Below are 27,000 nucleotides of genomic sequence, written 5' to 3'. Positions count from 1 at the left end.
ATATCATCAATCCATGAAAATGGGCCGGCTTATGGCTCGGCCGACGATATGTCGCGCAACGCTGAAAGCATCGAGGGTTCCGTCGGTTCCGACGCGACAAGGGTTTTGTGCCGTTCGCTCGACAGGATCGCGGCCACCCGCGTCGAAATGCACAGAAATATAGCCGCCGGCGAGAGCTTTACCTGCGTTTCCGAATGCATGAGCCGGACCAGCGCGATTGCCGCTTCGGCCGAATAGACCAGCGCCAGATCGATCGTCTTTTCGCCAAGATGGGCAGCCAGCGATTCCGGCGCGTAATCGGCCGGCAGCGTCTCGTAGGTTTCGAGCGCCGCGACTTCGAAACCGGCGTCCGAGAGCGCCGCCTCGAAGGTCGGCCGCCGCAGCCGCCCGCAAAGGTAGAGGATGCGGGAGCCGCCCGGCAGGCGCTGAATCATCAGCGTCGCCAGATCGTCCGCGTCTCCGTCAGCGCTTGCGACATTGGCGAAGCTGGTTTCTCCGGCGAGGCGCGCGGTTTCGTCACCGACCGCGAAGCAGGGCAGCCGCGCAGCCTGCACGATGACATGCTCCGCGGCGTTGCGGAGCGCGTTCGCGCTGGTGACTGCGACCGCATCGAAGTCGGCGGCGGCAATCGCGGGCGTCGGCAACGGCGCGATTGCCGTTAGCGGCAGCAGAACAGGCTCATGCCCAAGCGCGGACAGGCGTTCGGCGGTGTGCGACGCGCCCGGTTCCGGCCGTGTCACCAGAACGCGCATCAGGCCCAGCCGTCGAAGAAGGCTGTGCCTGCCCGGGCGCGGATGTCCTCGCCCGCCGCGTGACCGATCGCGGCGGCGTCCGAAGCATTGCCCTCGCGCGAGATATTGTGCGCCTCGCTTCCGTCGGGCGTCAGGATTCTGCCCCGGAAGGCCAGCCGATCTCCGTCGATCCGCGCATATCCGGCTATCGGCGTGCGGCACGATCCGTCGAGCGCGGCGAGGAAGGCGCGTTCGCAGGCGAGCGCTGCGGCGGTGGGCAGATCGTTGACCGGCCGGAGCATGGCCTGCGTCCGGGCGTCGTCGCTCCTGGCCTCGATGCAGATGGCGCCCTGACCGGGAGCCGGCGGGAATTTCTCCAGCGGCATTATGTCGGTCGCGATATGTTCAAGGCCGAGGCGTTTCAGGCCGGCAAGCGCGAGGATGGTGCCTGCCGCGACACCTTCGTCCAGCTTCCTCAACCGAGTCTGGACGTTGCCGCGATAGACGATGACGGCGAGGTCCGGCCGCATGCGACGGATCAGCGCCTGCCGCCGCAGCGAGGAAGAACCGACCGTCGCGCCATACGGCAGCGCCTCGATGGACGCTGCCGCGCGCCCTATGAAGGCGTCGCGTGGGTCCTCGCGCGGCAGGAAGGCGACCAGTTCGAGCCCGGCCGGCAGCATCGTCGGCATGTCCTTGGAGGAGTGCACGGCGAGATCGATGCGACCGTCGAGAAGCGCCTCCTCGATCTCCTTGGTGAACAGGCCCTTGCCGCCCGCCTCCGAGAGCGGGCGATCCTGGATGCGGTCGCCGCTGGTGGCGATCACCTCGATGGCGAAGGCGGCTTCAGGGAGGCCATGCGCCGCCATGAGGCGCGCGCGCGTCTCGTGAGCCTGTGCGAGCGCCAGCGCGCTGCCGCGCGTGCCGATGCGCAGGACGGCTTGTTCGGCCACTGTTTGCATCCTTCCCTGTCCGTGCTAACCCGCCCGCCATCGCGGGCCAGAGTTCCGGTCCTCCTAACATCCGAGTTCGCAACCGGGCAATGAGCCAAGGGACGCATAGCGGCATAACGGTTCTCGGCATCGAGACGAGTTGCGACGAGACGGCCGCCAGCGTGGTGACGCTGCCGGTCGCCGGCGCGCCGTCGATCCGCTCGAACATCGTCTTCTCGCAGATCGAGGAGCATGCCGCCTTTGGCGGCGTCGTTCCGGAAATCGCGGCGCGCGCCCATGTCGAGGCGCTGGACGGGATTGTCGAGGCGGCGCTTGACGATGCCGGTGTCGGTCTGGCGGATATCGACGCCGTCGCGGCGACGGCGGGGCCCGGACTGGTCGGCGGGCTGATCGTCGGCCTGATGACGGCCAAGGCCATGGCGGCGGCGTCCGGCCTGCCGCTGCTTGCGATCAATCATCTCGAAGGCCATGCGCTCACCGCGCGGCTGACGGACGGGCTGGATTTCCCCTATCTGCTCCTGCTGGTGTCCGGCGGGCATACGCAGATCGTGCTGGTGCGCGGCGTCGGCGACTACGAGCGCTGGGCGACCACGATCGACGACGCGCTCGGCGAGGCCTTCGACAAGACGGCCAAGCTCATCGGCCTGCCGCATCCGGGCGGTCCCAGCGTTGAGGCGGCTGCGCGGCGGGGCGACCGGGATCGCTTTCCCTTTCCGCGTCCACTGAAAGGCGAGGCACGGCCGGACTTCTCGTTTTCGGGCCTGAAGACTGCCGTGCGGCAGGCGGCGACGGCCATCGCACCATTGTCCGACCAGGATGTAGCGGACATTTCCGCCTCGTTCCAGGCGGCCGTGACCGATTCGCTCGCCGACCGCGTCGCGAAGGCGCTTTCGCGTTTTCGTCAGAGTTTTCCGGATGTGCGCGTTCCGGCGCTGGTGGTGGCCGGCGGCGTGGCCGCGAATGCGCAGATTCGCGGCGCGCTCCAGCGTCTCTGTGACGCGCATGGCTTCCGCTTCGTGGCGCCGCCGCTGAAGCTATGCACCGACAATGCCGCGATGATCGCGTGGGCCGGCATCGAGCGGATGAGGGCGGGCGTCGCCGCGGATGACGCCATGGATTTCGCGCCGCGTTCGCGCTGGCCATTGGACACGTCGTCGGCGCCGGTGATCGGCTCGGGGCGACGGGGGGCGAAGGCATGAGCGAAGGACGGAATATCGCCGTTCTGGGCGGCGGCGCGTGGGGCACGGCTCTGGCGGTTGCCGCGCATCGGGCCGGCAGTCAGGTGCGGCTCTGGGCGCGAGACGGCGAGATCGTCGACGCGTTGAATGCGGGCCGCGGCAATGCGCGTTATCTGCCGGGCATCGCCATAGCGGATCGAATCGAGGCGACGACCAGTCTCCGACACGCCCTCGCAGGAGCCGACACGGTGCTCGTCGTGACGCCGGCGCAGAGTCTGCGGGTCGTGCTGCGGCAGATCGACGATCTGGTTGCCGAGGGCATGCCGCTCGTGCTCTGCGCCAAGGGCATCGAGCGGAGCACGGGCCTGCTCTTGTCGGATATAGCGGCGGAGATCATGCCGCAGAATCCTGTCGCGGCCCTTTCCGGCCCGAGTTTCGCGGCGGATGTGGCGCGCGGCCTGCCGACGGCGGTTGTCGTGGCGGCCCAAGATGCCGCGCTCGCGGCGGAACTGGCGCAGGCGCTGTCTTCTCCGCGCTTCCGCTGCTATTCGACCGACGACATTATCGGGGTCGAGATCGGCGGGGCGCTGAAGAACGTCTTCGCCATCGCCGCCGGCGCGGTGGTCGGCGCGAGGCTGGGCGCGAGCGCGCAGGCCGCCATGGTGACGCGCGGCTTCGTCGAGTTGCGGCGCATCGCACGCAGTTTCGGTGCGCGGCCGGAAACGCTTATGGGGTTGTCCGGGCTCGGCGACATGATGCTTACCTGCGGCTCTTCCCAATCGCGGAATTTCGCCTACGGTGTGGCTCTCGGCGAGGGCGCTTCGCGCGCGCATCTGCCTCTGGCCGAGGGGGTGGCGACGGCGTCCATCGCCGCGGAAATTGTACAGGAACGCGGCGTCGAGGCGCCGATCATCACGGCGGTCGACATGCTGCTGCGGGACGAACTGACCGTGGAAGAAGCTGTTTCGGCCCTCATGACGCGGCCGCTGCGCAGCGAAGACGAATGACAGGCAGACGGCATCAGGCCATCGGACCAAGGGAGTAGGAAACACATGCTTTTCGCATTCATCGGCAAGGACAAGCCCGGCCATCTTCAGCTCAGGCTTGACACGCGACCGCCTCATGTCGAGTTCCTGAACGGCCTCAACGCCAAGGGTACGCTGCGGTTCGCCGGCCCGTTCCTTGGCGAGGATGGCAAGCCGTGCGGCAGCCTCGTCGTCGTGGAGGCCGCCGACATCGCCGCCGCCCGCGAGATCCTCGCCGGAGATCCCTACGACAAGGCCGGTCTGTTCGAGACGAAGGAGGTCATCGCCTGGAACTGGGTGTTCAACAACCCGGCTAGCGCCTGACGCGGAACCGACAGTGGAACGTCAGATGCCGAAGAACTACTGGCTCTTCAAGTCCGAACCGCACGTCTTTTCCTACGACGATCTCGAGGCCAAGGGAAACAAAGGCTCGGAGTGGGACGGGGTACGCAACTATGCCGCGCGCAACAACATGCGTGCGATGCAGATCGGCGATCTCGGCTTCTTCTACCATTCCAATGAAGGGCTGGAGATTGTCGGCCTCGCCGAGGTCTGCGCGCTGGCGCATCCCGATTCCACCAGCGACGACCCGCGCTGGGAGTGTGTCGACATCCGCGCCGTCAGGCCGGTGCCGAAACCCGTGACGCTGGCCGAGATCAAGACCAACCCGAAGCTGCAGGATATGGCTCTGGTACGGCTCGGTCGCCTTTCCGTCCAGCCGGTGACGGCGGAGGAGTGGAAAGAGGTCTGCCGCATGGCTGAACTTGATCCCGCGCCTTGAAACGTCTCTCGCCGGCGGAGGCCGAACGCTTCATCCTCGCCAACACGACGCTCGGCGCGCCGCCCCATGTGCCGGAAATCCGGCTGCATCTGGCGGACGAGGCGCACGAGCTCTGGGAGAGGACCGAGGAGGAACTGGTCGAGATCGGCTTGCCGCCGCCCTTCTGGGCCTTCGCCTGGGCGGGCGGACAGGGTCTTGCCCGCTACGTGCTGGACCATCCGGCATGTGTCGCCTGCCGGCGTGTGCTGGATTTCGCGGCAGGCTCCGGTCTTGTCGGCATCGCCGCGAAGAAGTCGGGCGCCGCGAGCGTGGAGTCCGCCGACATCGATCCTTTCAGCCAGATCGCCATGCGGCTCAACGCTGCGGCGAACGGGGTCGTCCTCGAACCGCTCGTCGCCGACCTGATCGACTCCGATATGGGCTGGGATGTTGTGCTCGCCGGCGACATCTTCTACCAGAAGGACATTGTCGACCGTCTGGTGCCGTGGTTCACGCGGCTGCGGATGCGGGGCTGCGAGATCATCGTCGGCGATCCCGGCCGCGCCTATCTGCCCAAGGACCGGCTGGAGCAGCTTGCGGAGTATCGCGTGCCGGTGACGCGTGCCCTTGAGGACGCCGAGGTGAAGCGCACGGTCGTCTGGCGATTCGCCTAGGGCTCTGAAAGGCTCGGGCACCGCTTCCGGAACCGCAATCCCGTTCCGCTCAACCCAGCAGGAGAGGGTCCATCTGCGGATTGTGCACCTCGTCCAGAAGCCAGTCGCGAAAGGCGACGATCCTGGGATCGTTTCGGGACTCGGCCGGGTAGACCAGATGGTAGGCAAATTCGTCCGAGACCTTGATGCCGAGTTCGAAAGGACGGACGAGCCGTCCTTCGGACAGGTCGCTTGCAACCATGGCGAAATCGCACAACGCGATCGCGCTGCCCTCTATCGCGGCCTGGATGACGTGGGATGATTCCCTCAGCACCACGCACCGGTCGGCATCGAAATCCTCGACGCCGGCCGCCGCCATCCAGGTTCGCCAGTTCGGCCAGGTTACGCCATCGCGCGTCCATTCGATATGCACCAGCGTATGCTTCAGCAGGTCACGCGGCTCCTGAAGCGGCGGTCCGGATCGCAGCAGGCGCGGGCTGCATACCGGTATGATCTCGTTCTCGAAAAGCCGATGGGCCAGCAGTCCCGGATATTTGCCGGTGCCGTAGCGCACGGCGATGTCGATGTCGTCGTAACCGAACTCGCCCAGCTCGAAGGACACGTCGAAACGCAGGTCGATGTCCGGACAGGCCCGGCGGAAGCGCTCCAGCTTCGGCATCATCCACTTCGTCGCCAGCACGGGATCGAGCGACAGACGGAGCTGCGACACGCCTCTCGACAGCTTCTTGGCGCGGGACACGGCATGGCCGAGAAGATCGAGCGCCTCCGAGGTGGCCTGATGCAGAAGCGCGCCGGCCTGCGTCAGCCGCATCGCGCGGCTTGTGCGCGTGAAGAGTTCCAGGCCGAGCTGATCCTCGAATTCCTTTATCTGATGGCTGATCGCGGCCGGTGTTACCCCGATTTCGGCTGCGGCGCGGCTGAAATTCAGGTGCCTCGCGGCCGCATCGAAGCTGCGGAGGCCGCGTGTGCCGGGAATGTTCATCTTCAAATTTTCCTATCAGATATGATGAAGACTACTCGTTTTAGATTTTTTGCTCAACGGCGTAGAAAAGGGAAGATCAAGAAGAATTATCAGGTGTGCATCATGGCAATCGACCTCGTGACCGCTCCGCATCCACGGAGGAACTCATGGCTGACCTCGATATTGGGGTTCGTTTCCGAAGAACGGGAGCGCCGGCAGGCGCTCAAGGAACTGGAGGCGCTGACCGACCAGCGGCTGCTCGACATCGGCGTGGAGCGAAACGACATAGCCGCGCGCGTCGACAGCGAGATGGCAAAGATCAATCTCCAGCGCCTCGGCCGGATGGGTCTTTGCTGATCAGCGCACCGTCAGCACGGTGCGTGTGGAGAGATAGGGCAGAAGCCGCGCCATCACCCTTGCGGTGACGGCCACGCACCCCTGCGTCGGCGTGAAACCGCTCCGCGCCAGATGGAAGAAGATCGCGCTGCCGCGTCCGCGAAGGCGCGGCCTGATGTTCCAGTCCAGCACCAGACACATGTCGTAGAGCCTGTCCTGCCGCCGCATGGTCTCATGGCTGGCGGCATAGGGCATTCGTACCGGCCGGTTGTAGTTGCGGTCCTCCGGCACCTCGCACCAGCCCAGCGTCGGCGTGATGGGCTTGAGTGGCAGGCGCGTCGAACCCACCGGAAAGTGATCGCGGCGGTGGTAGCCGCCGAGGATGCGCATCCTGGCCCGCGGCGTTCCGCCGTCGCCTTCGCGCTTGTCCGTGACGATACCGCTACCACCGAGCGCGCAGGGAAACACCGTCCCTTCGACATTCATCAGGCCTTTGGACCTGTCTCCGGGCTTTGCCCGGACGATGATCTCACGCAGGGCGCCGGGATGCGCTGGAGAGAGGCGTTTGCGCTCACTATTTTTCGAGTATGATCGCATTGCCGAACAAATCGCTGTGAAGTGGGTTTATCCTGGCGGCAGGTTCCGCATAAAGGCTAGAGCGTCAACCTGAAAAATTTCATTTCAGAACAACGGATTGTCCATGACCTCGCGCACCATCCTGATTGTAGATGACGATGACGACCTGCGCAGCACGCTGGTCGAGCAGCTTGCGCTCTACGAGGAGTTCGACGTGCTGGAAGAGGCTACGGCCACGAAGGGCATCAACGCCGCCCGAAATGGCCTGGTCGATCTTCTCATCATGGATGTCGGGCTTCCGGACATGGACGGCCGCGAGGCGGTGAAGGTTTTGAGAAAGGGCGGCTACAAGGCGCCCATCATCATGCTGACCGGCCACGACACCGATTCGGATACCATCCTCGGGCTGGAGGCGGGCGCTAACGACTATGTGACGAAGCCGTTCCGATTCGCGGTGCTGCTTGCCCGCATCCGCGCGCAATTGCGGCAGCACGAGCAGAGCGAGGATGCCACCTTCACGGTCGGACCATATACCTTCAAGCCTAGCCAGAAGCTGCTGATCGACCAGCGCGGCAGCAAGATCCGCCTTACCGAGAAGGAAGCTTCGATCATCAAGTATCTCTATCGGGCCGACCACAAGGTGGTGACGCGCGACGTGCTTCTGGAAGAGGTATGGGGCTACAATTCCGGCGTCACCACGCACACGCTGGAAACCCATGTCTATCGCCTGCGGCAGAAGATCGAGCGGGACCCTTCCAATGCGGAGATACTGGTCACGGAGAGCGGCGGCTACAAACTCATTCCCTGATGCGGGGCCGCCTTCGTCCGCGCTTCCCGCGCGGAAAAATCTGCGTGCTTAACCTTATAAACCATTGTTTCTCGCCACGCTGCCCGGTTTCGGTATAGCCTTTTAACCATATTGCGCGACAGTGGCGCTGCTGGAGGGACAGAATCAGCAGCGTGAACCGGGGACATGGACCATGATCCGCCTTGCCAGGATCAGTTCGGTTTCGGGGGCGGCGAGACGGATTGGGGACGAGAGGGACGGGCTCGGTCGGCATGGCCGGTCCGTTGCCGAGGCGCTCGGTCTGTCGGCGCGCCCGGGCTTCGGCATGGTCATTTCGCGGATCGAGCGGATTGTGACTCATGGCGCTCGATGATGACGTCCGCATATTGTCGGGCGTCCGGCTGTTCCACGGCTTCAGCCCGGACCAACTGAGACTGCTGGCGTTCGGTGCGGAAACCCTGCATCTGTCGGCCGGCCGCGATCTCTATCACGAGGGAGCGCCTGCCGACTCGGCCTTCGTCGTGGTGTCGGGAGGCATCCGCCTCTATCGGGAACGCGGCGAGGAGCGGGTCGACATGGACATAGCGCGGCCCGGCACGCTGCTCGGCGAACTGGCGCTGATCGCGCCGACACGCTGGCTGACGAGCGCCGAGGTGGTTTCCGATGCGTCGGTGATGCGGCTCAACCGCAAGCAGTTCCGGCGTATCCTGGAGGAATATCCGGATCTCGCCCGGCTTCTGCAGCGGCGGATCGCGGAGGATCTCCAGACCATGCTGCGGCGGATCGAGAGGCTGTCGCCGCGTTTCGCCGGCTAGAGCGGTTCCGGTTTCTACGGAATCGCTGGAACCGCTCTATCTCTTTGTTTTAGCCGCATTTCCGGAAGCAAAGCCGCTTCACGCTCTTGCTGGAAATGCTCTCGCCATACCGTCCAATCCGAAAACTGGCCCAGAAACGCAAAAACCCGCCGAAGCGGGGTTTCGGGAACGGTATGCGCGCCGGCTCAGATGCCGAGATTGGCGAACTTGTTCTTGAACTTCGACAGGCGGCCGCCACGGTCGACGAGCTGCTGCTGGCCGCCGGTCCAGGCCGGATGGGTCGACGGATCGATGTCGAGGTTCAGCGTGTCGCCTTCCTTGCCGTAGGTCGAGCGCGTCTCGTACTCGGTGCCATTGGTCATGACGACCTTGATGGTGTGGTAGTCAGGATGGATCTTTTCTCTCATGACGAAATTCCTGCATCTGGTGGCGCGCGGCTCGCTCACGCCACCTGCGGCGATGTCACCCACGCTTTCAACTTGAAGGCCGTTCCGTCTGAGGCTACGGCTTCAAAACGGTCGGCTGGGCCTATACATCAGCCGAAATTCGAGCACAAGAGCCGCGCCCCGGACATTTTCGAACGGTGCGGGAATGGTGAGCATGGCCAGAGAGCCGCTTGGACAGATCGACGGCCGTCAAAGGTCGCTCCGCCCGCTGAGCCGGCTGTGGCCCTACGTGCTGCGCTATCGTGTCATGCTGGCCGCGGCGCTGTTCTTCCTGCTGCTTGCGTCGGGCACCACGCTGTCGCTGCCGCTTGCTGTCCGCCGGATGATCGATCATGGCTTCTCGGCGGCGGATTCAGCCTTCATCACCCAGTATTTCTCGATGCTGGTCATGCTTGCCGGCGTTCTCGCCTTCGCCTCCGCCTCCCGCTATTATTTCGTGACCATGATCGGCGAGCGCGTCGTCGCGGATGTGCGGCGCGACGTGTTCGCCCATGTGGTCACGCTCTCGCCGGCCTTCTTCGACCGGTCGCACTCCGGCGAGATCGTCTCGCGCCTCACCGCCGACACGACGCAGATCAAGTCGGCGGTCGGCGTTTCGGTGTCGATCGCGCTGCGCGACACGATCCTTGCCGTCGGCTCGCTCGGCATGATGATCTACACCAGCCCGAAGCTGTCGGCCGTGGCGATCGCGGCCATGCCCGTCATCCTCCTGCCGCTGATCGGCTTCGGCCGCAGCGTGCGCAAGCGCTCCCGCAAGGCGCAGGACATGCTGGCCGGCGCGACGGCCTACGCCAGCGAGCAGATTTCCTCGGTGCGGACCTTGCAGGCCTTCACCAATGAAAGCCTGGTGACGGACCGCTTCGCGCAGTCCGTCGATGCCGCCCTCCAGACGGCTCGCCGGTCGACGCTGGCGCGTACGGTGCTGACCTTCTTCGGCGTCTTCGCCATATTCGGCTCGATCGTCGGCATATTGTGGCTGGGCGCGCAGGATGTGCTCTCCGGGGCCATGTCCGCCGGCACGCTGGGACAATATCTCATCTATGCCGTCATGGCCGCCGGGGCGCTGGGCGCGCTTTCGGAGGTCTGGGCGGAACTGGCGCAGGCGTCGGGCGCGGCCGAACGGCTGACCGAGCTTTTGGCCGAGAAGCCGGCCATAGCGGCGCCCGTGAAGCCAAAGGCGCTGCCTGTTCCGCCGCGCGGCGCCATCGAATTTCGCGGCGTTTCGTTCTCCTACGAGGCGCAGTCCGACAGGTCCGCCCTCCACGATCTCAGCTTCCGTATCGCGCCCGGCGAGACGGTCGCCATCGTCGGACCCTCGGGCGCCGGCAAGACGACGATCTTCTCGCTGCTGCTGCGCTACTACGACGCCAAGGCGGGGTCCGTCCTGATCGACGGCGTCGACGTGCGCGACGCCGATCCCGCCGAGATCCGCAAGCGTATCGCGCTGGTGCCGCAGGACCCGACCGTTTTTGCCGCAAGCGTCGCGGACAATATCGGCTTCGGGCGGCCGGGCGCAGGCAGGGAAGAGATCGTGGCGGCGGCGAGGACCGCGCTGGCGACGGATTTCATCGAAAAGATGCCGGCAGGCTACGATACGGTGGTGGGCGAGCGCGGCATGACGCTTTCCGGCGGCCAGCGCCAGCGCATAGCCATCGCCCGCGCCGTGCTGCGTGACGCGCCGATCCTGCTTCTGGACGAGGCGACCTCGGCGCTGGACGCCGAAAGCGAGACGCTGGTGCAGCAGGCGCTGGAGCACCTGATGCAGCATCGCACAACGCTGGTCATCGCGCACCGGCTGGCGACCGTGCTCAAGGCCGACCGCATCCTCGTCATGAACGAGGGCCGCATCGTGGAGGAGGGCACGCATGCCAGCCTCGTCGCCAAGGGCGGCATCTATGCGCGACTCGCCAAGCTGCAGTTCGAGACCGGCGCAAGCGCGTTCCAGGCGGCAGAGTAGCCGCGCGGCCAAACCGTCACCCGAGCATGTTCCGCACGATGCGCAGGAACACCCGCGCGCCGATGGCGATCAGGTCGTCCGGAAAATCGTAGTCCGGATTGTGCAGGGCAGGGTGGTTCTCGCCCGCGCCGAGGAAGAACATCGCCGATTTCGCCCTGTGGCCGAACGTGCCGAAATCCTCCGATGCGCGCATGGGCAGGCCGCTTTCGTCGTGCGGGACGCCCTCCGCGTCCAGGGCCGCGCGCAGATGGGCGATGGCCTCGGGAGCGTTGAGGCTCGCGACGAAGATTTCGTGATAGTCAAAAGCGCAGCCGAGCCCATGCGCCCCGGCGGCGTCGCGCGCAAGCTTCTCGGCGTCCGCGACAAGACCGTCCATGCGCTCGTCGAGGCGCGTGCGCAGCGTCGTCCAGATCTCGGCCCTGCCCGGAGCGACGCCGAAAACCGCCTCGCCCATGGAGACATGGGTGACAGTCGCCATGGCGAAGTCTTCCGAGGAAAAATGGCCGCCGCCGAGCGCCGCCAGTTTCGGCATGAGTTCGCTGACTGCCAGCATGGGCGAGGTGCCGGTCTCCGGCATGGACGAATGCGCCGTCTTGCCGGTGAGGACGACGCGCATCCCGCGCGAGGCGCAATTGACCACGCCTTCCTTCAGGCGGACCTGGCCGAAGGGCACGCCGGGGAGGTTGTGCAGCGAGAACGCATAGTCCGGCAGGATTTCCTCGTAGCGCGGATCGGCGACGACCCCGGCAGCGCCCGCGCCCGTCTCTTCGGCCGGCTGGAACATCAGCACGACACGGCCTTTCGCAGGACGCCGCCGCGCCAATTGCCGCGCCACCGCCGCCAGAATAGTCGTGTGCCCCTCGTGGCCGCACATATGCGACTTGCCGGGCACGCGGCTGCGATAGGGCACGTCTCCGATCTCCTCGATCGGCAATGCGTCGAGCTCCGAGCGGAACAGCAGCGTCGGCCCCGGCTTGCCGCTGTCGAAGACCACGGCGACGCCGTGCCCGCCCAGTCCGGTGATCACACGATCCGGGCCGGTGTCGGCTAGGAACGCGACCACCTCCTGCGCGGTCTTTTCCTCCTCGCCGGAAATCTCCGGGAACTGGTGGAGCTTGTGCCGCCATGCGGTGAGTTCGGCAATGTCGCTGTTCGAGAATTGCATCGCTATTTTGCCGCCTTTCGCCCTGCATTGCGTCCTGAGAAGATACAGCCGCCGAGGAACGTACCCTCCAGCGCATTGTAGCCGTGATAGCCGCCTCCGCCGAAACCCGCCACCTCGCCGGCTGCGTAGAGGCCCGGAACCGGGTCGCCCGCACTATCGAGTACCTGTCCGTCAATATCCGTATGCAGTCCGCCGAGCGTCTTGCGGGTCAGGATGTTCAACCGCACGGCGATCAACGGGCCGGCCGCCGGATCGAGAACCGCGTGCGGTTTGGCGACACGCACCAGCCGGTCCCCGAGATATTTTCGCGCGCCGCGGATGGCTGTGACCTGCGCATCCTTGGAGAACGGGTTTTGCAACTCGCGGTCCCGCGCCTCGATCTGCGCGCGTATATGCGCTGTATCGAGCAGGGCGTTGCCGGCAAGCGCGTTCATCGCGGCAACGAGGTCGTTCAAGTCGTTGCGCACGAGGAAATCCGCGCCCTTTTCCATGAAGGCGCGGACCGGCGGCGGAGCGCCCTTGCCGCGCCGGCTTTTCAGCACGGCCAGCCAGCTTTTCGAGGTCAGGTCGGCGTTCTGCTCCGAACCCGAGAGGGCGAACTCCTTGCGGATGATGTCGTGGGTCAGGATGAACCACGAGTAGTCGCTGCCGGTGGACAGGATGCGCTTCAGCGTGCCCAGCGTGTCGAAGCCCGGCATGAAGGGCGGTTCGAGCCTCTGCCCGAGCGCGTCGAACCATAGCGAGGACGGTCCCGGCAGGATGCGGATGCCGTGATTCGGCCAGATCGGCGACCAGTTTTCGATGCCTTCCGTGTAGTGCCACATGCGGTCGGCATTGATGACTGCGGCGCCAGCCTCCTGCGCGACGCCGACCATGCGGCCATCGACATGGGCAGGCACGCCCGAGACCATTTTAGCCGGCGGCGGGCCAATCCGGTCGACCGGCCAGTTCTTGCGGACAAGCTCATGATTGCCGCCGATGCCGCCGGAGGTGACGATCACGGCCGGGGCGGAAACCTCGAAATCGCCGACCACCGTACGCGACGAAACCCGACCGCGCTCGACAGGGGATGGCTCCAGGATTTCGCCGCTGACACCGGTGACGGCGCCATTCTTCCTGATGAGACAACCCGCCCGATGCCTGAACTTTAGCGCCACGCGGCCGGCGTCGACATGCACGCGAAGGCGTCTCTCGAACGGCTCCAGCACGCCCGGTCCGGTGCCCCATGTGATGTGGAAGCGTGGCACCGAATTGCCATGGCCGTTCGCCAGCGCGCCACCGCGCTCAGCCCAGCCGACGACCGGGAACCAGCGCATGCCCATGCCGTGGAGCCACGGCCGCATCTCGCCGGCGGCGAAATCGACGAAGGCTTCCGCCGTCTTGCGCGGCCAAAAGTCTTCCGGGCGGTCGAACTGCGCGGAGCCCATCCAGTCCTGAAGCGCGAGTTCCCGGCTGTCGCGGATGCGCATGCGGCGCTGCTCGGGACTGTCGACGAAGAAGAGGCCGCCAAGTGACCAGAAAGCCTGACCGCCGAGCGAGTTCTCGTTCTCCTGTTCCAGAATGATGACGCGTTTGCCGGAATCGGCGAGCTCGCAGGCAGCGACAAGCCCCGCCAGTCCGGCACCCACGATGATGGCGTCCGCATGCTCGACCACCGGCTCCTCCTCTCCCGCGTCTTGCCAGAATGCCATGCGGCGTGGTCAAGGCAAGCAAAGGCATTGTCGCGCGTGATGACGCCGGGTGATGTGTCTGCGGGAGGCGGCTCTTCCCTGCTGTTCCGCTCAGCTATCACTTCGCCGGAGGAGTTCCCGAAGCAGGTCCGCGCCGGACCAGCGTCTGCGGGGGCCGGCTTCGGAGCGGTGGATGAGGTCCACCAGCGCTGCATTGGCGGGAGCGGTGAGGCCGTGTCTTTCGGCCAGCCTGACGATCTCGCCGTTCAGCCAGTCCACGTCGGTCCTGCGGCCGCTGTCGAGCGCGTCGATCATGGAGGAGCGCGCGGCCGGATCGATCGCCATGACGCCTCCGGCCAGCTTCAGGAAAATCCAGTCCGGCAGGCGGAGAAGATGCGGCAGCCAGTGCGGCGGCAGCGGGGTCAGTTTCGCGGGGCGGATGCCGGCGGCGTCCATGGCGGCGAGTGCCTCCTCCTGTGCCAAGGCTAGGCAGCGGCGGTAGTCGCGCTGCGACAGTTCCTCGCGCAGCGTGAGACCTGACAGGCCGCTTATGGCGTTGTTGAGGTTCATCAGGAGCTTGCCCCACTGTACGGGGCGGAAATCCGCATGCTGGGTGAGCGGCAGGCCGGCTCGCGCGAAAGCGTCGAGATAGGGGGCGAGGGCGTCGGATTTCTCGATATCCAGCGCGCCGCCGCTCGCCTGCTTGAAAGTGGAGTGGGGAAGCTGGACGACGTTGAACGGCACCATGCCGGGCAGGACCGTGCGGCCGGGCAGCTTTCCGCGCAGAATGTCCTCGTTGCCGATGCCGTTCTGGAAGGAGACGACCACCGCCTCGCGCGGCGCATATTGCGCCAGCGCTTGCGCCGCTGATCCGGTGTCGCCCGCCTTGACGGTGACGAGGATCAGGTCGGCGCGGGTGAGGCCCATCGGGTCCGTGCGGTAATCGACCTCGCCGGGGGCAATGCGCAGGTCGCCGCCCTTGTGGTCGGTGAGGCGCAGGCCATCGGCCGCGATCGCCTTGGCGAGCCTTTCGCGGCCGATGAAGCGCACCTTCGTGCCGGTCGCGGCAAGACGGCCGCCGATATAGCAGCCGATGCTGCCGGCGCCGAAGACGGCGATCAGCCTGCCGTTCGAGCCGGCAGCGGGCTCAGGCACCGTAGCGGGCCTTCAGGTGATCGATGAAATAGCGTGCGTCGAGCCTTTCGCCGGTGGCGCGTTCCAGAAGCTCCGGCGTCGACCAGCGGGAACCCTGCGACCAGATATTATCGCGCCGCCATGCATTGACCGTGTCGAATTTCCCCTCGGCGATCTCGTCGTCGGCCTCGGGATGCTTCTTCGTCAGCGCCACCCATTGCTGCGCCGCCATCATCGCGCCGAGCGTGTAGGAGGGGAAATAGCCGAAGGCCGCGCCGGGCCAGTGCACGTCCTGCATCGGGCCGTCGGCCGGATTGTCGATGGTGGAGAGCACCAGATATTCCCGCATCTTGGCGTCCCACGCTTCCGGTATTTCGCGCGTCGCCATGCGGCCGGAGATGAGCTCGCGCTCCAGCTCGAAGCGCAGGATGACATGCAGCGGATAGGTGACCTCGTCAGCATCGACGCGGATCAGGCCGCGGTTGACGTGATGGACATGCGGCAGGATATCGTCCAGCGACCAGTCCTCGCCGAGATGCTTCTCCACCGTCGGCAGCGCCCAATGCCAGAAGGCCGGGTTGCGGCCGATCTGCTTTTCCACGAACAGGCTCTGGCTCTCATGCACCGCCATGCCGCGCGCGCGGCCGAGCGGCCAATGCGCCCACTTCTTCGGCAGGTTCTGCTCGTAAAGCGCATGGCCGGTCTCGTGCAGCACGCCCATCAGCGCCGACAGGAACTCCGTCGTCTTATAGCGTGTGGTGATGCGCACGTCGGTCGGCACGCCGCCGCAGAAAGGATGGTGGGAGACGGACAGGCTGCCATGCGTCAGGTCGAAGCCGACCGCCACCATCATGGCGAGACCGAGCTCGCGCTGGCGCTCGACCGGATAGGTGCCGGACAGTGCTTTCAGCGGGCGTTTCGCGAGACGCGCTTCCTGCACGGCCAGCGCCTGCGGGACGAAATCCTTGAGGAAGGTCTTCAGCTCGTCGAAGACTGGCTCGATGTCGGCGGCGCGGTTGCCCGGATCGAACTGCTCCATCAGCGCGTCGTAGGGATCGAGGCCGAGCTTTTCGGCGCGCAGGTTCGCTTCCTCGCGGACCAGCGCTATAACGCCGTCCAGCGCCGGCATGAAGCCCGCCCAGTCGCCCTTGGCGCGCAGGTCGCGCCAGAGTTGTTCGGATCGCATGCGGGCGGCGGTCTGCCGCTCGACGAACTCGGTCGGCAGGCAGGTCATGTTGATATATTGCCGCCTGAACTCGCGCAGCGCGGCCGTCTGCTCCTCGTCCAGCGCCTCGTTTTCGGCGGCGTCTATCCAGTCGGCGATATGAGGCGCGGTCGCCTGCCGATGATGCATGCCAGCGAGCGCGGCCATCGCCTCGGCACGCTTCTCGCCGCCGCCGACCGCCATGTGGGTGGCCTCGTCCGCGCCGAGGATGGACAGCGCATGCTCCAGCGCTTCGAGCTTGCGGCACAGTTCGTCGAGTTTCTGGAAGGACATTGCGACTCCGATGGATGCGGGGCCGGAGAGGATACGATGTCGCCCGGATTGGCAAGGGCCGCCGTCAGCGCGTCGGCTTCAGCGCTCGGTCAGCTTGAGCTCGATGCGGCGGTTCCTGTTGCGCGCCTCGTCGGTATCGGCGGGGTCGAGCGGCTGATACTCGCCGAAGCCTGCGGCGACAAGACGGTTTGCCGGCACGCCGTTGGCGATGAGGAATTTTACCACCGAGGTGGCGCGCGCCGAGGACAACTCCCAGTTGTCGCGGTAGCGGCCGGTGCCGGACAGCGGGCGGTTGTCGGTATGGCCGTCGACGCGCAGCACCCAGTTGATCTCGGGCGGTATCTCGCGCTGCAGCTCGATGATGGCGTCGGCGAGCTTCTTCATCTCGCCCTGGCCGGCCTCGTTGATCTCCTCCGAGCCGGAGGGGAACAGGACCTCCGACTGGAAGACGAAACGGTCGCCGACGATGCGAATGTTCTCGCGGTCGGAGAGGATTTCGCGCAGGCGGCCGAAGAAGTCGGAGCGGTAACGGTTCAGCTCCTGCACGCGCTGGGCGAGCGCGACGTTCAGGCGGCGGCCGAGATCGGCGATCTTGGTGTTCGATTCGCGGTCGCGCTGCTCGGAGACGTCGAGGGCGGCTTCCAGCGCGCCGATCTGCTTGCGCAGTGCGGCGATCTGCTGGTTGAGCAGTTCGACCTGGCTCAACGCCTGCTGGCTGATGCGGCGCTCGCTGTCCAGTTCGCCGGTGAGAGAGCCGATGCGCTGGGTCGCCTCGTCGCTGGCGCCGGAACCTTGGGCGAGGAGCTGTTCGAGACGGCTGCGCTCCGTTTCCGCAACGGAAAGGGAGGCTTGAAGATTGGCGAGCTGGTCCTGAGCGTCCTGTGTGTTGGAACGCTCCAGCGCGAGCAACTGGGTCAGCTCGTTGATCTGCGAGTTGAGGCGCGTCAGCACCTCGTCCTTGCCGGAAATCTCGCGGCTCAGCAGGAACTGCGCCAGCACGAAGACCGACAGTAGGAACATGATGGCGAGCAGCAGCGTCGACAAGGCATCGACGAAGCCCGGCCAGTAATCGATCGTGCGTTGCGGACGGCGAGCGCGGGCCAGAGCCATCAGTTGCGCTCCCGCTGCTTCAGCGCGTCAGTCAGCTTGTCGAGCGTGGCGCGCATGGCCTTCTGCTCCTCGGCCTGGGCCTCGACCCAGTCGCGCATCAGTTGCTGCTCGTTGCGCATGTTCTTGACCAGACCGGAAATGCCGTCGGCGAGGTTAGCCATGGCGGTGGCGACGCGGGGGCTGGAGCCGCCCGTCTCCTGAAGGCTGCGCAGCCGTTCCGAGAGCACGCGGATTTCCTCGGCCGACTGCGCCTTGGAGGGATCGGCGACAAGAACGTCGGAGGAGACGTCGGTTAGGGACGACAGCCAGTTCTCCAGTTCCGTGTAGAAGCGGTTCTGGGCGCGGCCCGCCTGAAGGTCGAGGAAGCCGACGATCAGCGAACCGGCGAGGCCGAAAAGCGAAGATGAGAACGCCGTTCCCATGCCGGAAAGCGGCGCGGACAGCCCCGATTTCAGCGCATTCAGCACGTCGTTGGCGTCGCCGGAGCCGGGATCGAGCGACCGGATCGTCTCGCCAATGGAGCCGATGGTGGCGAGCAGGCCCCAGAATGTGCCGAGAAGGCCGAGGAAAACCAGAAGGCCCACCAGATAGCGGGTGATGTCACGCGTCTCGTCCAGCCGGTTGGCGATCGAATCGAGGATCGAGCGCATGGTGTTGGTCGACAGCGACATGGCCGACGACCGGCTGAGCAGCGCCTTCATCGGCGCCAGCAGCACGGGCTCGGACGACGGCGCGCCGGCGCGGAAGGAGTTGACCCAGCGGATCTCGCGGAACAGCCGAACGACCTGCGCGAAGGCGAGCAGGATTCCGACCACCAGCACGCCGAGGATCAGGCCGTTGAGGCCGGGGTTCGTGGAGAATGCCGAAGAGATCTGCCGGTAGAGGATGGCCGCGATGAAGCCGGCGATCGCCAGAAAGATCAGCATGGACAGCAGGAACACCTGCGGACTGGAGAGCTTGCCTGGATCGTAATACTGGTCCTCGACCGTTCTCTCCGGTCCGGAACTCACCGTTGCCGCCATCCGCTCGCCTCTTCCCAGCCCGCTGCGATTTTGGCGCCGAGTCTAAACGGAATTGTGACGAAATTGAAAGACGCGAAGGCCGGGTCGTGTCCCGGTGCGAATTCCCGTCATTAAGATTTGCAGTTTGCCCGAAATCCTGCTGCGAATGCGCCATCGAGCCTCTGCCGGTCATCTCCGTCGGCGCCCGAAGTCGTCTTCTTGTAGTCCGGCTTGGTCATAGAAGGTCTCCGAATGCACGTCTGTGGCAAAGAGCGACAGTGATGACCGACCAGATTTCCGAGGCCGAAACGCAGCGCGGCAGCGCGGCCGAGGTCTTTTCCACGTTTCTCAAGCTGGGCCTGACGTCTTTCGGCGGACCCATCGCCCATCTGGGATATTTCCGTGACGAGCTGGTGGTGAGGCGGCGCTGGCTGGGCGATCATGCCTATGCCGATCTCGTCGCGCTGTGCCAGTTCCTGCCCGGCCCGGCATCCAGCCAGGTCGGCTTCGCGCTGGGGCTGATGCGCGCCGGATGGCCGGGGGCGTTCGCGGCCTTCGCGGCTTTCACGCTGCCTTCCGCGCTTATCCTGATCGCCTTTGCGCTGACTGCGTCGACGATCACCGGGCCGCTGGGAACCGGCGCCCTGCACGGCCTCAAGATCGTGGCCGTCGCTATCGTTGCGCAGGCGGTCTAGGGGATGGCAAAGACTCTCTGCCCGGACCGGGAGCGCTCCGCGATCGCGGTTCTTGCCGTGGCGGTGCTGGCTTTCACGCCGGGCGCATTCGGCATGGTCGCGGCCATCGGCGCAGGATCGGCGGTAGGGCTGGTTCTTGGTCGCGGCACGGCAAAGCCGGCATGCGGCCACGCCGCGGTGCCCGTTTCGCAGGGGGCGGGTGTTGCGGCCATGCTGGTATTTTTCGGCCTGCTTGCCTTGCTGCCCATGTTGGCCGGTCAGTCGCAGGCGCTCGCCGTCATCGACAGTTTTTACCGGGCAGGGGCGATGGTGTTCGGCGGCGGCCATGTCGTGCTGCCGCTTCTGGACGCAGAGGTGGTGCGCAGCGGCTGGGTCACGCCCGATGCATTCCTCGCAGGCTATGGCGCGGCTCAGGCCGTGCCCGGGCCGCTCTTCACCTTCGCGGCCTATCTCGGCGCGATTCTGGAGCCGGAGTCGAACAGCATCGCAGGCGCTGGTCTCGCCCTTCTGGCGGTGTTCCTGCCGGGTTTCCTGCTGCTCATCGGCATCCTGCCGTTCTGGGACAGGTTCCGGGCCATGGCTGCGGCGCAATCGCTGATGCAAGGCGCCAATGCGGCCGTCGTCGGCATCCTCGGCGCGGCGCTCTATTCTCCTGTCTTCACGACGGCCATTGCCGATCTGCGCGACCTCGCCCTGGCGCTCGCCTGTTTCGTTGCGCTGATAGTCTGGAGGATTCCGTACTGGCTGGTCGTCGGTCTTTCAGCCTTCGGGGGAATAGGTCTGGCGCTGATCAGGTAGAGGTAGGCAGGCCTGTTTCCCGCGAGCGGGGTCACAAGCGGGTTATGACCAGCGTGTCGAAAACCGCCGCGAGATGAAGGGCCGCGCCGCCGACGACGAAGCCGTGCCAGACCGCCGTCTGGAACTTCAGCCGGTGCCAGATGAAGAAGACGATGCCGGACGAATAGACGATGCCGCCCGCCACGATGAGCCAGAGCGTCGTCGCCGGCAGGTCGGAAAGCAGGGTGCCGAAGATCGCCGCACCGCTCCAGCCTATGGCGAGGTAGAAGACGATCGCCAAACGGTCGAAGCGACCCGGCAGAAACAGCTTGATCGCCACGCCCGCCGCTGCCGCGCTCCAGATCAGCGCCAGCAGCGTGCCGGCAATGGCGGTGTCGTCGAGCTGCGCGAGGAAAGGCGTATAGGTGCCGGCGATCAGCACATAGATCGCGGCATGGTCGAAGCGGCGCAGAATCCATTTGGCCGGCGTCAGCGGCCACAGATTGTAGGCGCAGGAGATGGAGAGCGCGGTGAGCAGCGACACGACGTAGAAGATCGCGGCGATGTATTCTCCCGATCCGGTGCTGAACGCGGCGAGGCTGAGCAGGGCCGAGCCGGCCGCTATGGCCAGCACGATGCCGACGATGTGGACGACGCCGTCGGCGATCATTTCGGCCCGCGAGAAGACGAAGCGCCCGATAAACGGCACCTCGATCTCCTGCGTATCCAGCTCGCGCGCTGCCATGCCGCCACTATCGCACCTTTGTGTGACAGGCCGATGGAGACAGGCGGTCAAATTTTGTGGACGCCGGCAATATTCCGGAAACCGCCTGCGCTCAGCGCGGCAGCGGTTTCTTCAGCGTCTTCAGGAGCGCGCCCTGGATCGCTTCGTTGCCGGCCACTATCGAGCCGTCGTCCAGCATCTTCTGGCCGCCGGACATGTCGGAAACGAAGCCGCCCGCCTCGCGCACCAGAAGGATGCCGGCGCCGAGGTCCCACGGGCTGAGGCCGGCTTCCCAGAAACCGTCCATGCGGCCGGCGGCGACATAGGAGAGATCGAGCGCGACCGAACCGAGGCGGCGGATACCGGCAACCTCGCCCATGACGTTGCGCAGCTCGATCAGGAAATTGCCGTGGTGGCCGCGTCCGAGATGCGGGACGCTGGTGCCGATGACGGAGTCCGACAGCCTGGAGCGGGCGGAGACGCGCAGGCGGCGATCGTTCATGAAGGCGCCGCCGCCGCGCTCAGCGGTATAGAGCTCGTCCATCGCCGGATTGTAGACGACGCCGGCGACAAGCTGGCCCTGCCGCTCCAGCGCGACCGAGATCGAGAAGATCGGGATGCCGTGCAGGAAATTGGTGGTGCCGTCGAGCGGATCGACCAGCCAGCGATGCTGGCCGTCGTCGCCCTCGACCGGGCCGCGCTCCTCCATCAGGAAGGAATAGCCCGGGCGGGCTTTGCTCAGCTCGGTGTAAAGAATGTCCTCGGCGCGGCGGTCGGCCTGGCTGACATAGTCGCCCGGTCCCTTCAGCGAGACCTGGAGGTTCTGCACCTCGCCGAAGTCGCGCGACAGGGACCGCCCGGCCTTGCGGACGGCGTCCACCATCACCTTCATGAGTGCTGAATAGGCCATGCTGGGCGATCCGGCGTTCAGTCGGCGCGGCGCAGGTAGGTCAGCTCGTTGGTGTCGACCAGCACGCGCTCGCCCGAGGCGATGAAGGGCGGGACGAGGATGCGGATGCCGTTCTCCAGCACCGCCGGCTTGTAGGAGGAAGCGGCCGTCTGGCCCTTCACCACCGGATCGGCCTCGACGATGGTCAGCGTCACCTGATCGGGGAGGGAGATGCCGATCGGCTTCTCCTCGTAGAGCTCGACCGTCACCTTCATGCCGTCCTGCAGGAAGGCGGCGCGATCGCCGACGAAATCCTTCTGCAGCTCGAGCTGCTCGTAGCTCTCGTCGTCCATGAAGACGAGGCTATCGCCCTGCTCGTAGAGATAGGTGAAGTCCTTCTGCTCAAGGCGGACGCGCTCCACCGTCTCGGCCGAGCGGAAGCGTTCGTTGAGCTTGGTGCCGTTGATGAGGTTCTTCAGTTCGACCTGGTTATAGGCGCCGCCCTTGCCGGGCTTCACCGCGTTGGTCTTCACCGCCACCCAGAGGCCGCCATCATGCTCGATGACGTTGCCGGGACGGATTTCGTTGCCGTTGATCTTGGCCATGATTGTTCTTCCGGAAGAGAATTAGGCCCGAACGGGCCGATATCGGGGCTCCCAAGACCACAAATCGCGTGGCGAGGCAAGGGCGGGGTTGAAGCGGAGGGCGTTCAGCGCAGGCGGTTGGCGCGTTCGAGGGAGGTCTTTATTTCCTCGTTGGTAAGGCCGGCCATGAAGTCTTCCATCTCGGGATCGATAAGGCCCGAGCGTCGCGCCAGTATGTACCAGGCGCCGGCCAGGACGGAGTCCGGCTCGGTGCCGAGACCGTTCATGTAGAGCTTGGCCAGACGGTTCTGGGCGGCGACGTTGCCGCCGTCCGCCGCCCGCTTGATCCAGTTGAAGCCGGACCTGAGATCGCGCTCGCCGCCGCGACCCTCGATCAGCCAGGTGCCGAGATCGACCTCGGCGGTGTCGAAATTCTGACGGGCCGCCAGCGTCAGCCAGTTGCGGGCCTGGTGTAGATCGGCCTTCTTGCCGCCGAAGCCGTTGAGGTAGATCTGCGCCATGGCGTATTGCGCGTCGGCCAGCCCCGCCTTCGCCGCCCGCTCGTAGTAGCTTACGGCCCTCGCCATGCCGGCGTCGTCGACCTCCCGATCGATGATGAGCTGCGCGAGATTGAACTGGGCAAGACGGTTGCCGGCTTCGGCCGCCGCTTCCATCAGCGCATGCGCCTGCTTGACGTCCTTCGGCACATATTTGCCGTCGAGCAGCATCAGCGCGTACTGGAACTGTGCCTCGGGTATGCCCTGTTCGGCGGCGCGCTGGTACCAGCCAGCCGCCGACCTGTCGTCGCGGCGCATGCCGAGGCCGCGCGAAAGGATCTCCGCGACCAGGGTCTGGGCCGCCGCGTCACCGGCCTCGGCCCGGACCAGCGCCAGATTGTAGGCGGTCTTGTAGAGGCCGCGCTGGAACGCGCCGTAGGCGGCATCCGCCGGCCTCCCGCCGAAGCGCTGCGGATCGACCCCGGTGTGAGGCCGCGATTGCGTGGCGCCAGCCTCGGGCTCGATGGCGCGGGGCGTTACATCGCGGGACTTGAGGATGGTGATCTTCGGCGCGGCGGGCGTCGGCGACTCTGCGGCCGGTGTGCCGAAACGCGATGGATCGACCGTCGGCGCGGGTGCTTCCACCGGACCGGGCAGCACCTCGAACGGCACGAGCGGCGTCGGCATGGCGGGCGTTTCCTCCGCCCCGGCCGAGGCGGCGAGGCACTGCCCCGCCAGAAGCGACGCCAATGTCCACGCGTAAAGCCTCGGTCCCGGCCGCATCGTTCAGCCTTCGAACCGGGGTGCGTGCTCGTCGAGCAGCGCGTTGGCCCGGGCGATCGCGGCGCGCGGGTCGGTCTCGGCGGCGAAGATCGCCGCCGAAAGCGCGACGAATTCCGCGCCCGTGGCGGCGACCTCGACCACCGAGCCGATGTCCGAACCGGCCATGACGATGCAGGGGATTTCGATGACTTCCGCCCACCAGCGGCCGAGCGACAGGTTGCGTGCATGCGGCTCCGGCTTGTTGTCGTAGCCGAAGCGGCCAAAGAACACGTAGTCGGGGCGCAGTTCGCCGAGGTCGAGCGCATCGTCGCGGGTCTTTATGCCGCCGACGCCAACCATCATGCGGTTCTGGAGCCGCTCGATGTCGCCGGCGATCTCCTCGACCGACGCTTCCAGATGCACGCCATCGGCATGGACACGGCCGGCGACGCGGGTGTCGCGCTCGACGATGGCGGCGACGCCCGCCTCCTGCGCGATCGGCACGACATGCTCGCAAAAATGCTGGAAGGAGGCGTCGTCCATGCCGTTCACCGGCAGGATGAGGGAGGCGACGTCGCCGGCCTCCACCACCTGTCGCAGGCGCGTCGCGAAACGCTCGGCGGAAAGGCCGGCGGGCGCGATGAGCACGATACGGCAGCGGTTGGGTTCTGCGGTCATTCTCTGGTCCAGTTCCCGGGGCTATGCGGGGCGATCATGTTTGCATTGCGGCATAGCGCCTGTCGTCCCGGAAATGAACCCGTGCGCCCCTCGCAATTTTCGGCGGCGGACGCTATGAGCAGGCCGGTTCAACGTTCCTGCCATGACTTTGCTCATCACGGACCCAATCTTTTACGCCGCCGCAGTGCCGGCTGTCATCCTCGTCGGCCTGTCGAAAGGCGGCTTTGGCGGCGCGATGGGTTTCGTCGGCGTGCCGCTTCTGGCGCTGGCGGTGCCGCCGGTCCAGGCGGCGGCGATCCTGCTGCCGATATTGTGCCTCATGGACATCGTGTCGCTGTGGAGCTGGCGCGGCACATATGACCGTCCGCTGTTGTTCTCCGTTCTGCCGGGAGCGATCCTCGGCGTCGCCATCGGATGGCTGACGGCAGCCGTGGTCACGGAAACGATGATCAAGTTCATCGTCGGCGCGGTGGCCGTCGTCTTCGTCGGCCGCTGGCTGGCGGCGAAGTTCCGCGACAGCGTGATCGTGCCGACCAAGCCGAACGGAATCGCCGCCGCCTTCTGGGGCACGGTCTCCGGTTTCACCAGCTTCGTGGCGCATGTCGGCGGGCCGCCCTATCAGGTCTATGCGCTGCCGCTCAGGCTCGAGCCCGGCGTCTTCGTGGGCACGAGCGTCATCTTCTTCGCCATCGTCAACGCGATCAAGCTGGTGCCGTATTTCCTGCTGGGCGAGTTCGACCGCACGAACCTGCTCGCCGCGGCCGTCCTTCTTCCGCTGGCGCCGCTGTCGACGCTGGCGGGCGCATGGCTGGTGCGGCGCGTTCGGCCGGAGTTCTTCTACAACTTTTCCTATATTACGGTCGGCATCATCGCGCTGAAGCTGATCTATGACAGCGGCGCCGAGTTTTTTGTACGATAGCGGCGCAGCCGGCCCGTCGACGCGCAGCGACGGCCGCGGACATCTCTGGAGGACAGCTTGGTCAATCCATACGACGAAAATCTCGGCAGGAACGCCGCCAACTACCAGCCGCTGACGCCGCTCACCTATCTGGAGCGCGCCGCGAAAACCTTCCCGAACCAGGTCGCGATCATCCATGGCGGCAGCCGGACCAGCTATCGGGAGTTCTGGCAACGGTCGCTGAGGCTGGCTTCGGCGCTGGCGAAACGCGGCATCGGCAAGGGCGACACGGTGAGCGTCATGCTGTCCAACACGCCGCCGATGCTGGAGGCGCATTTCGGCGTGCCGATGGTGAAGGCCGTGCTGCACAGCCTGAACACCCGGCTCGACGCCCCGATCATCGCCTTCCAGCTCGACCATGCCGATTCGAAGGTGCTGATCGTCGACCGGGAGTTTTCCGGCGTAGTCAGGGAGGCGCTGGCGCAAACCAGCGTGAAGCCGCTGATCATCGATTTCGACGATCCCGAATATGGCGACGACGCGCCCTATCCCAAGGGAGAGCGGCTGGGCGAACTCGACTACGAGGATTTCCTCGCTTCCGGCGACGAGGATTTCGCGTGGTCCATGCCTGACGACGAGTGGGACGCCATCTCGCTCAACTATACCTCCGGCACGACCGGCAACCCCAAGGGCGTGGTCTACCATCATCGCGGCGCGGCGTTGATGGCCTATACCAACACCATCCATGCCGAAATGCCGAAACACGCGGTCTATCTGTGGACGCTGCCGATGTTCCACTGCAACGGCTGGTGCTTTCCGTGGACGCTCGCCGTGCAGGCCGGCACGCATGTCTGCCTGCGCTGGGTGCGGGCGAAGGCGATGTATGCGGCGATCGCCGACCACGGCGTCACGCATCTGTGCGGCGCGCCGATCGTCATGTCGACGCTGATCAACGCGCCGGAGGCGGAAAAGCGCGACTTCCCGCAGACCGTGACCTTCAACACGGCCGCTGCGCCGCCGCCGGAAGCGGTGCTGTCCGGCATGGCCGACGCGGGTTTCGCCGTAACGCATCTCTACGGGCTGACCGAGACCTACGGCCCGGCCGTCGTCAACGAGTGGCATTCCGACTGGGACCATCTCGACCGGGGCGGCCGCGCGGCGAAGAAGGCGCGGCAGGGCGTGCGCTACGCCGCGCTGGAAGGCCTGACCGTCATGGACCCGGAGGCGATGGTCGAAACACCGGCCGACGGCGAGACGCTGGGCGAGGTGATGTTCCGCGGCAATATCGTCATGAAAGGCTATCTGAAGAACAGGAAGGCCACCGACGAAGCCTTCGCCAGCGGCTGGTTCCATTCCGGCGATCTCGGCGTGATGCATCCGGACGGCTACATCCAGCTCAAGGACCGCTCCAAGGACATCATCATCTCCGGCGGCGAGAACATCTCGTCGATCGAGGTGGAGGACGCACTCTACAAACATCCGGCGGTGGCCTCCTGCGGCGTGGTCGCGCGCGGCGACGACAAGTGGGGCGAGGTGCCCGTCGCCTATGTCGAGCTGAAGCCCGGCAGGACGGCCACCGAGGCCGAGATCATCGAGCATTGCCGGGGATTGCTGGCACGGTTCAAGTGTCCGAAGGCGGTGATCTTCGTCGAGATCCCGAAGACCAGCACCGGCAAGATCCAGAAGTTCCGCCTGCGCGAAATGGCGAAGGGCTGACAG

At 65.8% G+C, this 27,000-nt stretch carries 27 protein-coding genes and 1 pseudogene; 12 read left to right on the top strand and 16 right to left on the bottom strand.

Going from position 1 to position 27,000, the window contains the following annotated elements; translation table 11 throughout:
• Positions 1–29: 29 nt before the first annotated feature.
• The gene (locus M9955_02705) at positions 30–752 is read right to left on the bottom strand and encodes a uroporphyrinogen-III synthase (GenBank protein ID MCO5080550.1); all 723 of its coding nucleotides are present in this window, start codon (positions 750–752) and stop codon (positions 30–32) included.
• On the bottom strand, positions 752–1,693 hold the full coding sequence (gene hemC, locus M9955_02700; protein MCO5080549.1) for a hydroxymethylbilane synthase: 942 nt from the start codon (positions 1,691–1,693) through the stop codon (positions 752–754). The genes M9955_02705 and hemC overlap by 1 nt, the downstream gene beginning before the upstream one ends.
• 80 nt (positions 1,694–1,773) lie before the next feature.
• Here hemC and tsaD point away from each other — a divergent pair, with 80 nt between their 5' ends.
• The 5 genes from tsaD to M9955_02675 are packed head-to-tail and all read left to right on the top strand — an operon-like array spanning position 1,774 to position 5,321.
• On the top strand, positions 1,774–2,883 hold the full coding sequence (gene tsaD / locus M9955_02695) for a tRNA (adenosine(37)-N6)-threonylcarbamoyltransferase complex transferase subunit TsaD (protein MCO5080548.1): 1,110 nt from the start codon (positions 1,774–1,776) through the stop codon (positions 2,881–2,883).
• Complete coding sequence (locus M9955_02690; protein MCO5080547.1) at positions 2,880–3,869, top strand: NAD(P)-dependent glycerol-3-phosphate dehydrogenase; 990 nt, start codon at positions 2,880–2,882, stop codon at positions 3,867–3,869. The genes tsaD and M9955_02690 overlap by 4 nt, the downstream gene beginning before the upstream one ends.
• A gap of 45 nt (positions 3,870–3,914) precedes the next feature.
• A complete protein-coding gene (locus M9955_02685; GenBank protein ID MCO5080546.1) occupies positions 3,915–4,211 on the top strand; it encodes a YciI-like protein in 297 nt (98 codons plus the stop codon).
• 25 nt (positions 4,212–4,236) lie between these two features.
• Positions 4,237–4,668, top strand: coding sequence for an EVE domain-containing protein (locus M9955_02680; protein MCO5080545.1), 432 nt, complete (start codon positions 4,237–4,239; stop codon positions 4,666–4,668).
• On the top strand, positions 4,665–5,321 hold the full coding sequence (locus M9955_02675) for a methyltransferase (GenBank protein MCO5080544.1): 657 nt from the start codon (positions 4,665–4,667) through the stop codon (positions 5,319–5,321). The genes M9955_02680 and M9955_02675 overlap by 4 nt, the downstream gene beginning before the upstream one ends.
• Positions 5,322–5,370: 49 nt before the next feature.
• Here M9955_02675 and gcvA read toward each other — a convergent pair whose 3' ends face one another.
• Complete coding sequence (gene gcvA, locus M9955_02670; GenBank protein ID MCO5080543.1) at positions 5,371–6,309, bottom strand: transcriptional regulator GcvA; 939 nt, start codon at positions 6,307–6,309, stop codon at positions 5,371–5,373.
• Between the two features lie 96 nt (positions 6,310–6,405).
• On the opposite strand from gcvA, the gene M9955_02665 reads away from it, so the two are divergent.
• Positions 6,406–6,639 carry a DUF1127 domain-containing protein gene (locus M9955_02665; GenBank protein MCO5080542.1) on the top strand — a complete coding sequence of 78 codons (234 nt, stop codon included), beginning with the start codon at positions 6,406–6,408 and terminating at the stop codon, positions 6,637–6,639.
• On the opposite strand, the gene M9955_02660 is transcribed toward M9955_02665, so the two are convergent.
• Positions 6,640–7,104 carry a L,D-transpeptidase family protein gene (locus M9955_02660; protein MCO5080541.1) on the bottom strand — a complete coding sequence of 155 codons (465 nt, stop codon included), beginning with the start codon at positions 7,102–7,104 and terminating at the stop codon, positions 6,640–6,642. It lies immediately after the preceding gene.
• Between the two features lie 214 nt (positions 7,105–7,318).
• Between M9955_02660 and M9955_02655 the strand changes: the two genes are divergently transcribed.
• The gene (locus tag M9955_02655; protein MCO5080540.1) at positions 7,319–8,002 is read left to right on the top strand and encodes a response regulator transcription factor; all 684 of its coding nucleotides are present in this window, start codon (positions 7,319–7,321) and stop codon (positions 8,000–8,002) included.
• Positions 8,003–8,340: 338 nt separating this feature from the next.
• Entirely contained in the window at positions 8,341–8,796 is a 456-nt protein-coding gene (locus tag M9955_02650) for a cyclic nucleotide-binding domain-containing protein (protein ID MCO5080539.1), read from the top strand.
• A gap of 185 nt (positions 8,797–8,981) precedes the next feature.
• Here the strand turns inward: M9955_02650 and rpmE are convergent, their stop codons facing one another.
• Positions 8,982–9,203: a 50S ribosomal protein L31 gene (gene rpmE, locus M9955_02645; protein MCO5080538.1), complete on the bottom strand. Its 222-nt coding sequence runs from the start codon at positions 9,201–9,203 to the stop codon at positions 8,982–8,984.
• Between the two features lie 184 nt (positions 9,204–9,387).
• Between rpmE and M9955_02640 the strand changes: the two genes are divergently transcribed.
• Entirely contained in the window at positions 9,388–11,199 is a 1,812-nt protein-coding gene (locus M9955_02640; protein MCO5080537.1) for an ABC transporter transmembrane domain-containing protein, read from the top strand.
• A 16-nt stretch (positions 11,200–11,215) separates the two neighbouring features.
• Here M9955_02640 and M9955_02635 read toward each other — a convergent pair whose 3' ends face one another.
• From M9955_02635 to M9955_02610, 6 genes are all read right to left on the bottom strand, one after another.
• Entirely contained in the window at positions 11,216–12,364 is a 1,149-nt protein-coding gene (locus M9955_02635; protein ID MCO5080536.1) for an amidohydrolase, read from the bottom strand.
• Between the two features lie 2 nt (positions 12,365–12,366).
• Positions 12,367–14,055: an FAD-binding dehydrogenase gene (locus M9955_02630; protein ID MCO5080535.1), complete on the bottom strand. Its 1,689-nt coding sequence runs from the start codon at positions 14,053–14,055 to the stop codon at positions 12,367–12,369.
• A 90-nt stretch (positions 14,056–14,145) separates the two neighbouring features.
• Complete coding sequence (locus tag M9955_02625; protein ID MCO5080534.1) at positions 14,146–15,189, bottom strand: 2-dehydropantoate 2-reductase; 1,044 nt, start codon at positions 15,187–15,189, stop codon at positions 14,146–14,148.
• Positions 15,182–16,666: a carboxypeptidase M32 gene (locus M9955_02620; protein MCO5080533.1), complete on the bottom strand. Its 1,485-nt coding sequence runs from the start codon at positions 16,664–16,666 to the stop codon at positions 15,182–15,184. The genes M9955_02625 and M9955_02620 overlap by 8 nt, the downstream gene beginning before the upstream one ends.
• A 78-nt stretch (positions 16,667–16,744) precedes the next feature.
• Positions 16,745–17,776 (bottom strand): peptidoglycan -binding protein, encoded by a 1,032-nt coding sequence (locus M9955_02615; GenBank protein MCO5080532.1) that lies wholly within the window; start codon positions 17,774–17,776, stop codon positions 16,745–16,747.
• On the bottom strand, positions 17,776–18,798 hold the full coding sequence (locus tag M9955_02610; protein ID MCO5080531.1) for a MotA/TolQ/ExbB proton channel family protein: 1,023 nt from the start codon (positions 18,796–18,798) through the stop codon (positions 17,776–17,778). Before M9955_02610 ends, M9955_02615 begins: the two co-directional genes overlap by 1 nt.
• Before the next feature lie 260 nt (positions 18,799–19,058).
• Between M9955_02610 and chrA the strand changes: the two are divergent.
• Positions 19,059–20,270, top strand: a pseudogene (gene chrA / locus M9955_02605) (chromate efflux transporter).
• A gap of 31 nt (positions 20,271–20,301) precedes the next feature.
• Here the strand turns inward: chrA and M9955_02600 are convergent.
• The 5 genes from M9955_02600 to M9955_02580 all read right to left on the bottom strand — a co-directional run bounded on the left by M9955_02600 (position 20,302) and on the right by M9955_02580 (position 24,383).
• On the bottom strand, positions 20,302–20,994 hold the full coding sequence (locus tag M9955_02600) for a hemolysin III family protein (protein MCO5080530.1): 693 nt from the start codon (positions 20,992–20,994) through the stop codon (positions 20,302–20,304).
• Positions 20,995–21,085: 91 nt separating this feature from the next.
• Positions 21,086–21,883: an inositol monophosphatase gene (locus M9955_02595; GenBank protein ID MCO5080529.1), complete on the bottom strand. Its 798-nt coding sequence runs from the start codon at positions 21,881–21,883 to the stop codon at positions 21,086–21,088.
• Positions 21,884–21,900: 17 nt separating this feature from the next.
• Positions 21,901–22,467: an elongation factor P gene (efp, locus tag M9955_02590; protein MCO5080528.1), complete on the bottom strand. Its 567-nt coding sequence runs from the start codon at positions 22,465–22,467 to the stop codon at positions 21,901–21,903.
• Positions 22,468–22,571: 104 nt separating this feature from the next.
• Positions 22,572–23,726: a sel1 repeat family protein gene (locus tag M9955_02585; protein MCO5080527.1), complete on the bottom strand. Its 1,155-nt coding sequence runs from the start codon at positions 23,724–23,726 to the stop codon at positions 22,572–22,574.
• Positions 23,727–23,729: 3 nt separating this feature from the next.
• Entirely contained in the window at positions 23,730–24,383 is a 654-nt protein-coding gene (locus M9955_02580) for a thiamine phosphate synthase (GenBank protein MCO5080526.1), read from the bottom strand.
• 142 nt (positions 24,384–24,525) lie between these two features.
• Between M9955_02580 and M9955_02575 the strand changes: the two genes are divergently transcribed.
• Both M9955_02575 and M9955_02570 read left to right on the top strand, forming a co-directional pair.
• Positions 24,526–25,302, top strand: coding sequence for a sulfite exporter TauE/SafE family protein (locus M9955_02575; GenBank protein ID MCO5080525.1), 777 nt, complete (start codon positions 24,526–24,528; stop codon positions 25,300–25,302).
• A 57-nt stretch (positions 25,303–25,359) separates the two neighbouring features.
• Positions 25,360–26,997, top strand: a complete 1,638-nt coding sequence (locus M9955_02570; GenBank protein ID MCO5080524.1) for an acyl-CoA synthetase — start codon at positions 25,360–25,362, stop codon at positions 26,995–26,997.
• Positions 26,998–27,000 lie beyond the last annotated feature (3 nt).

The organism is Rhizobiaceae bacterium, assembly GCA_023953845.1.
Taxonomy (GTDB): Bacteria; Pseudomonadota; Alphaproteobacteria; order Rhizobiales; family Rhizobiaceae; genus Arvimicrobium.
This window is presented reverse-complemented; position numbering and strand designations above follow the sequence as displayed.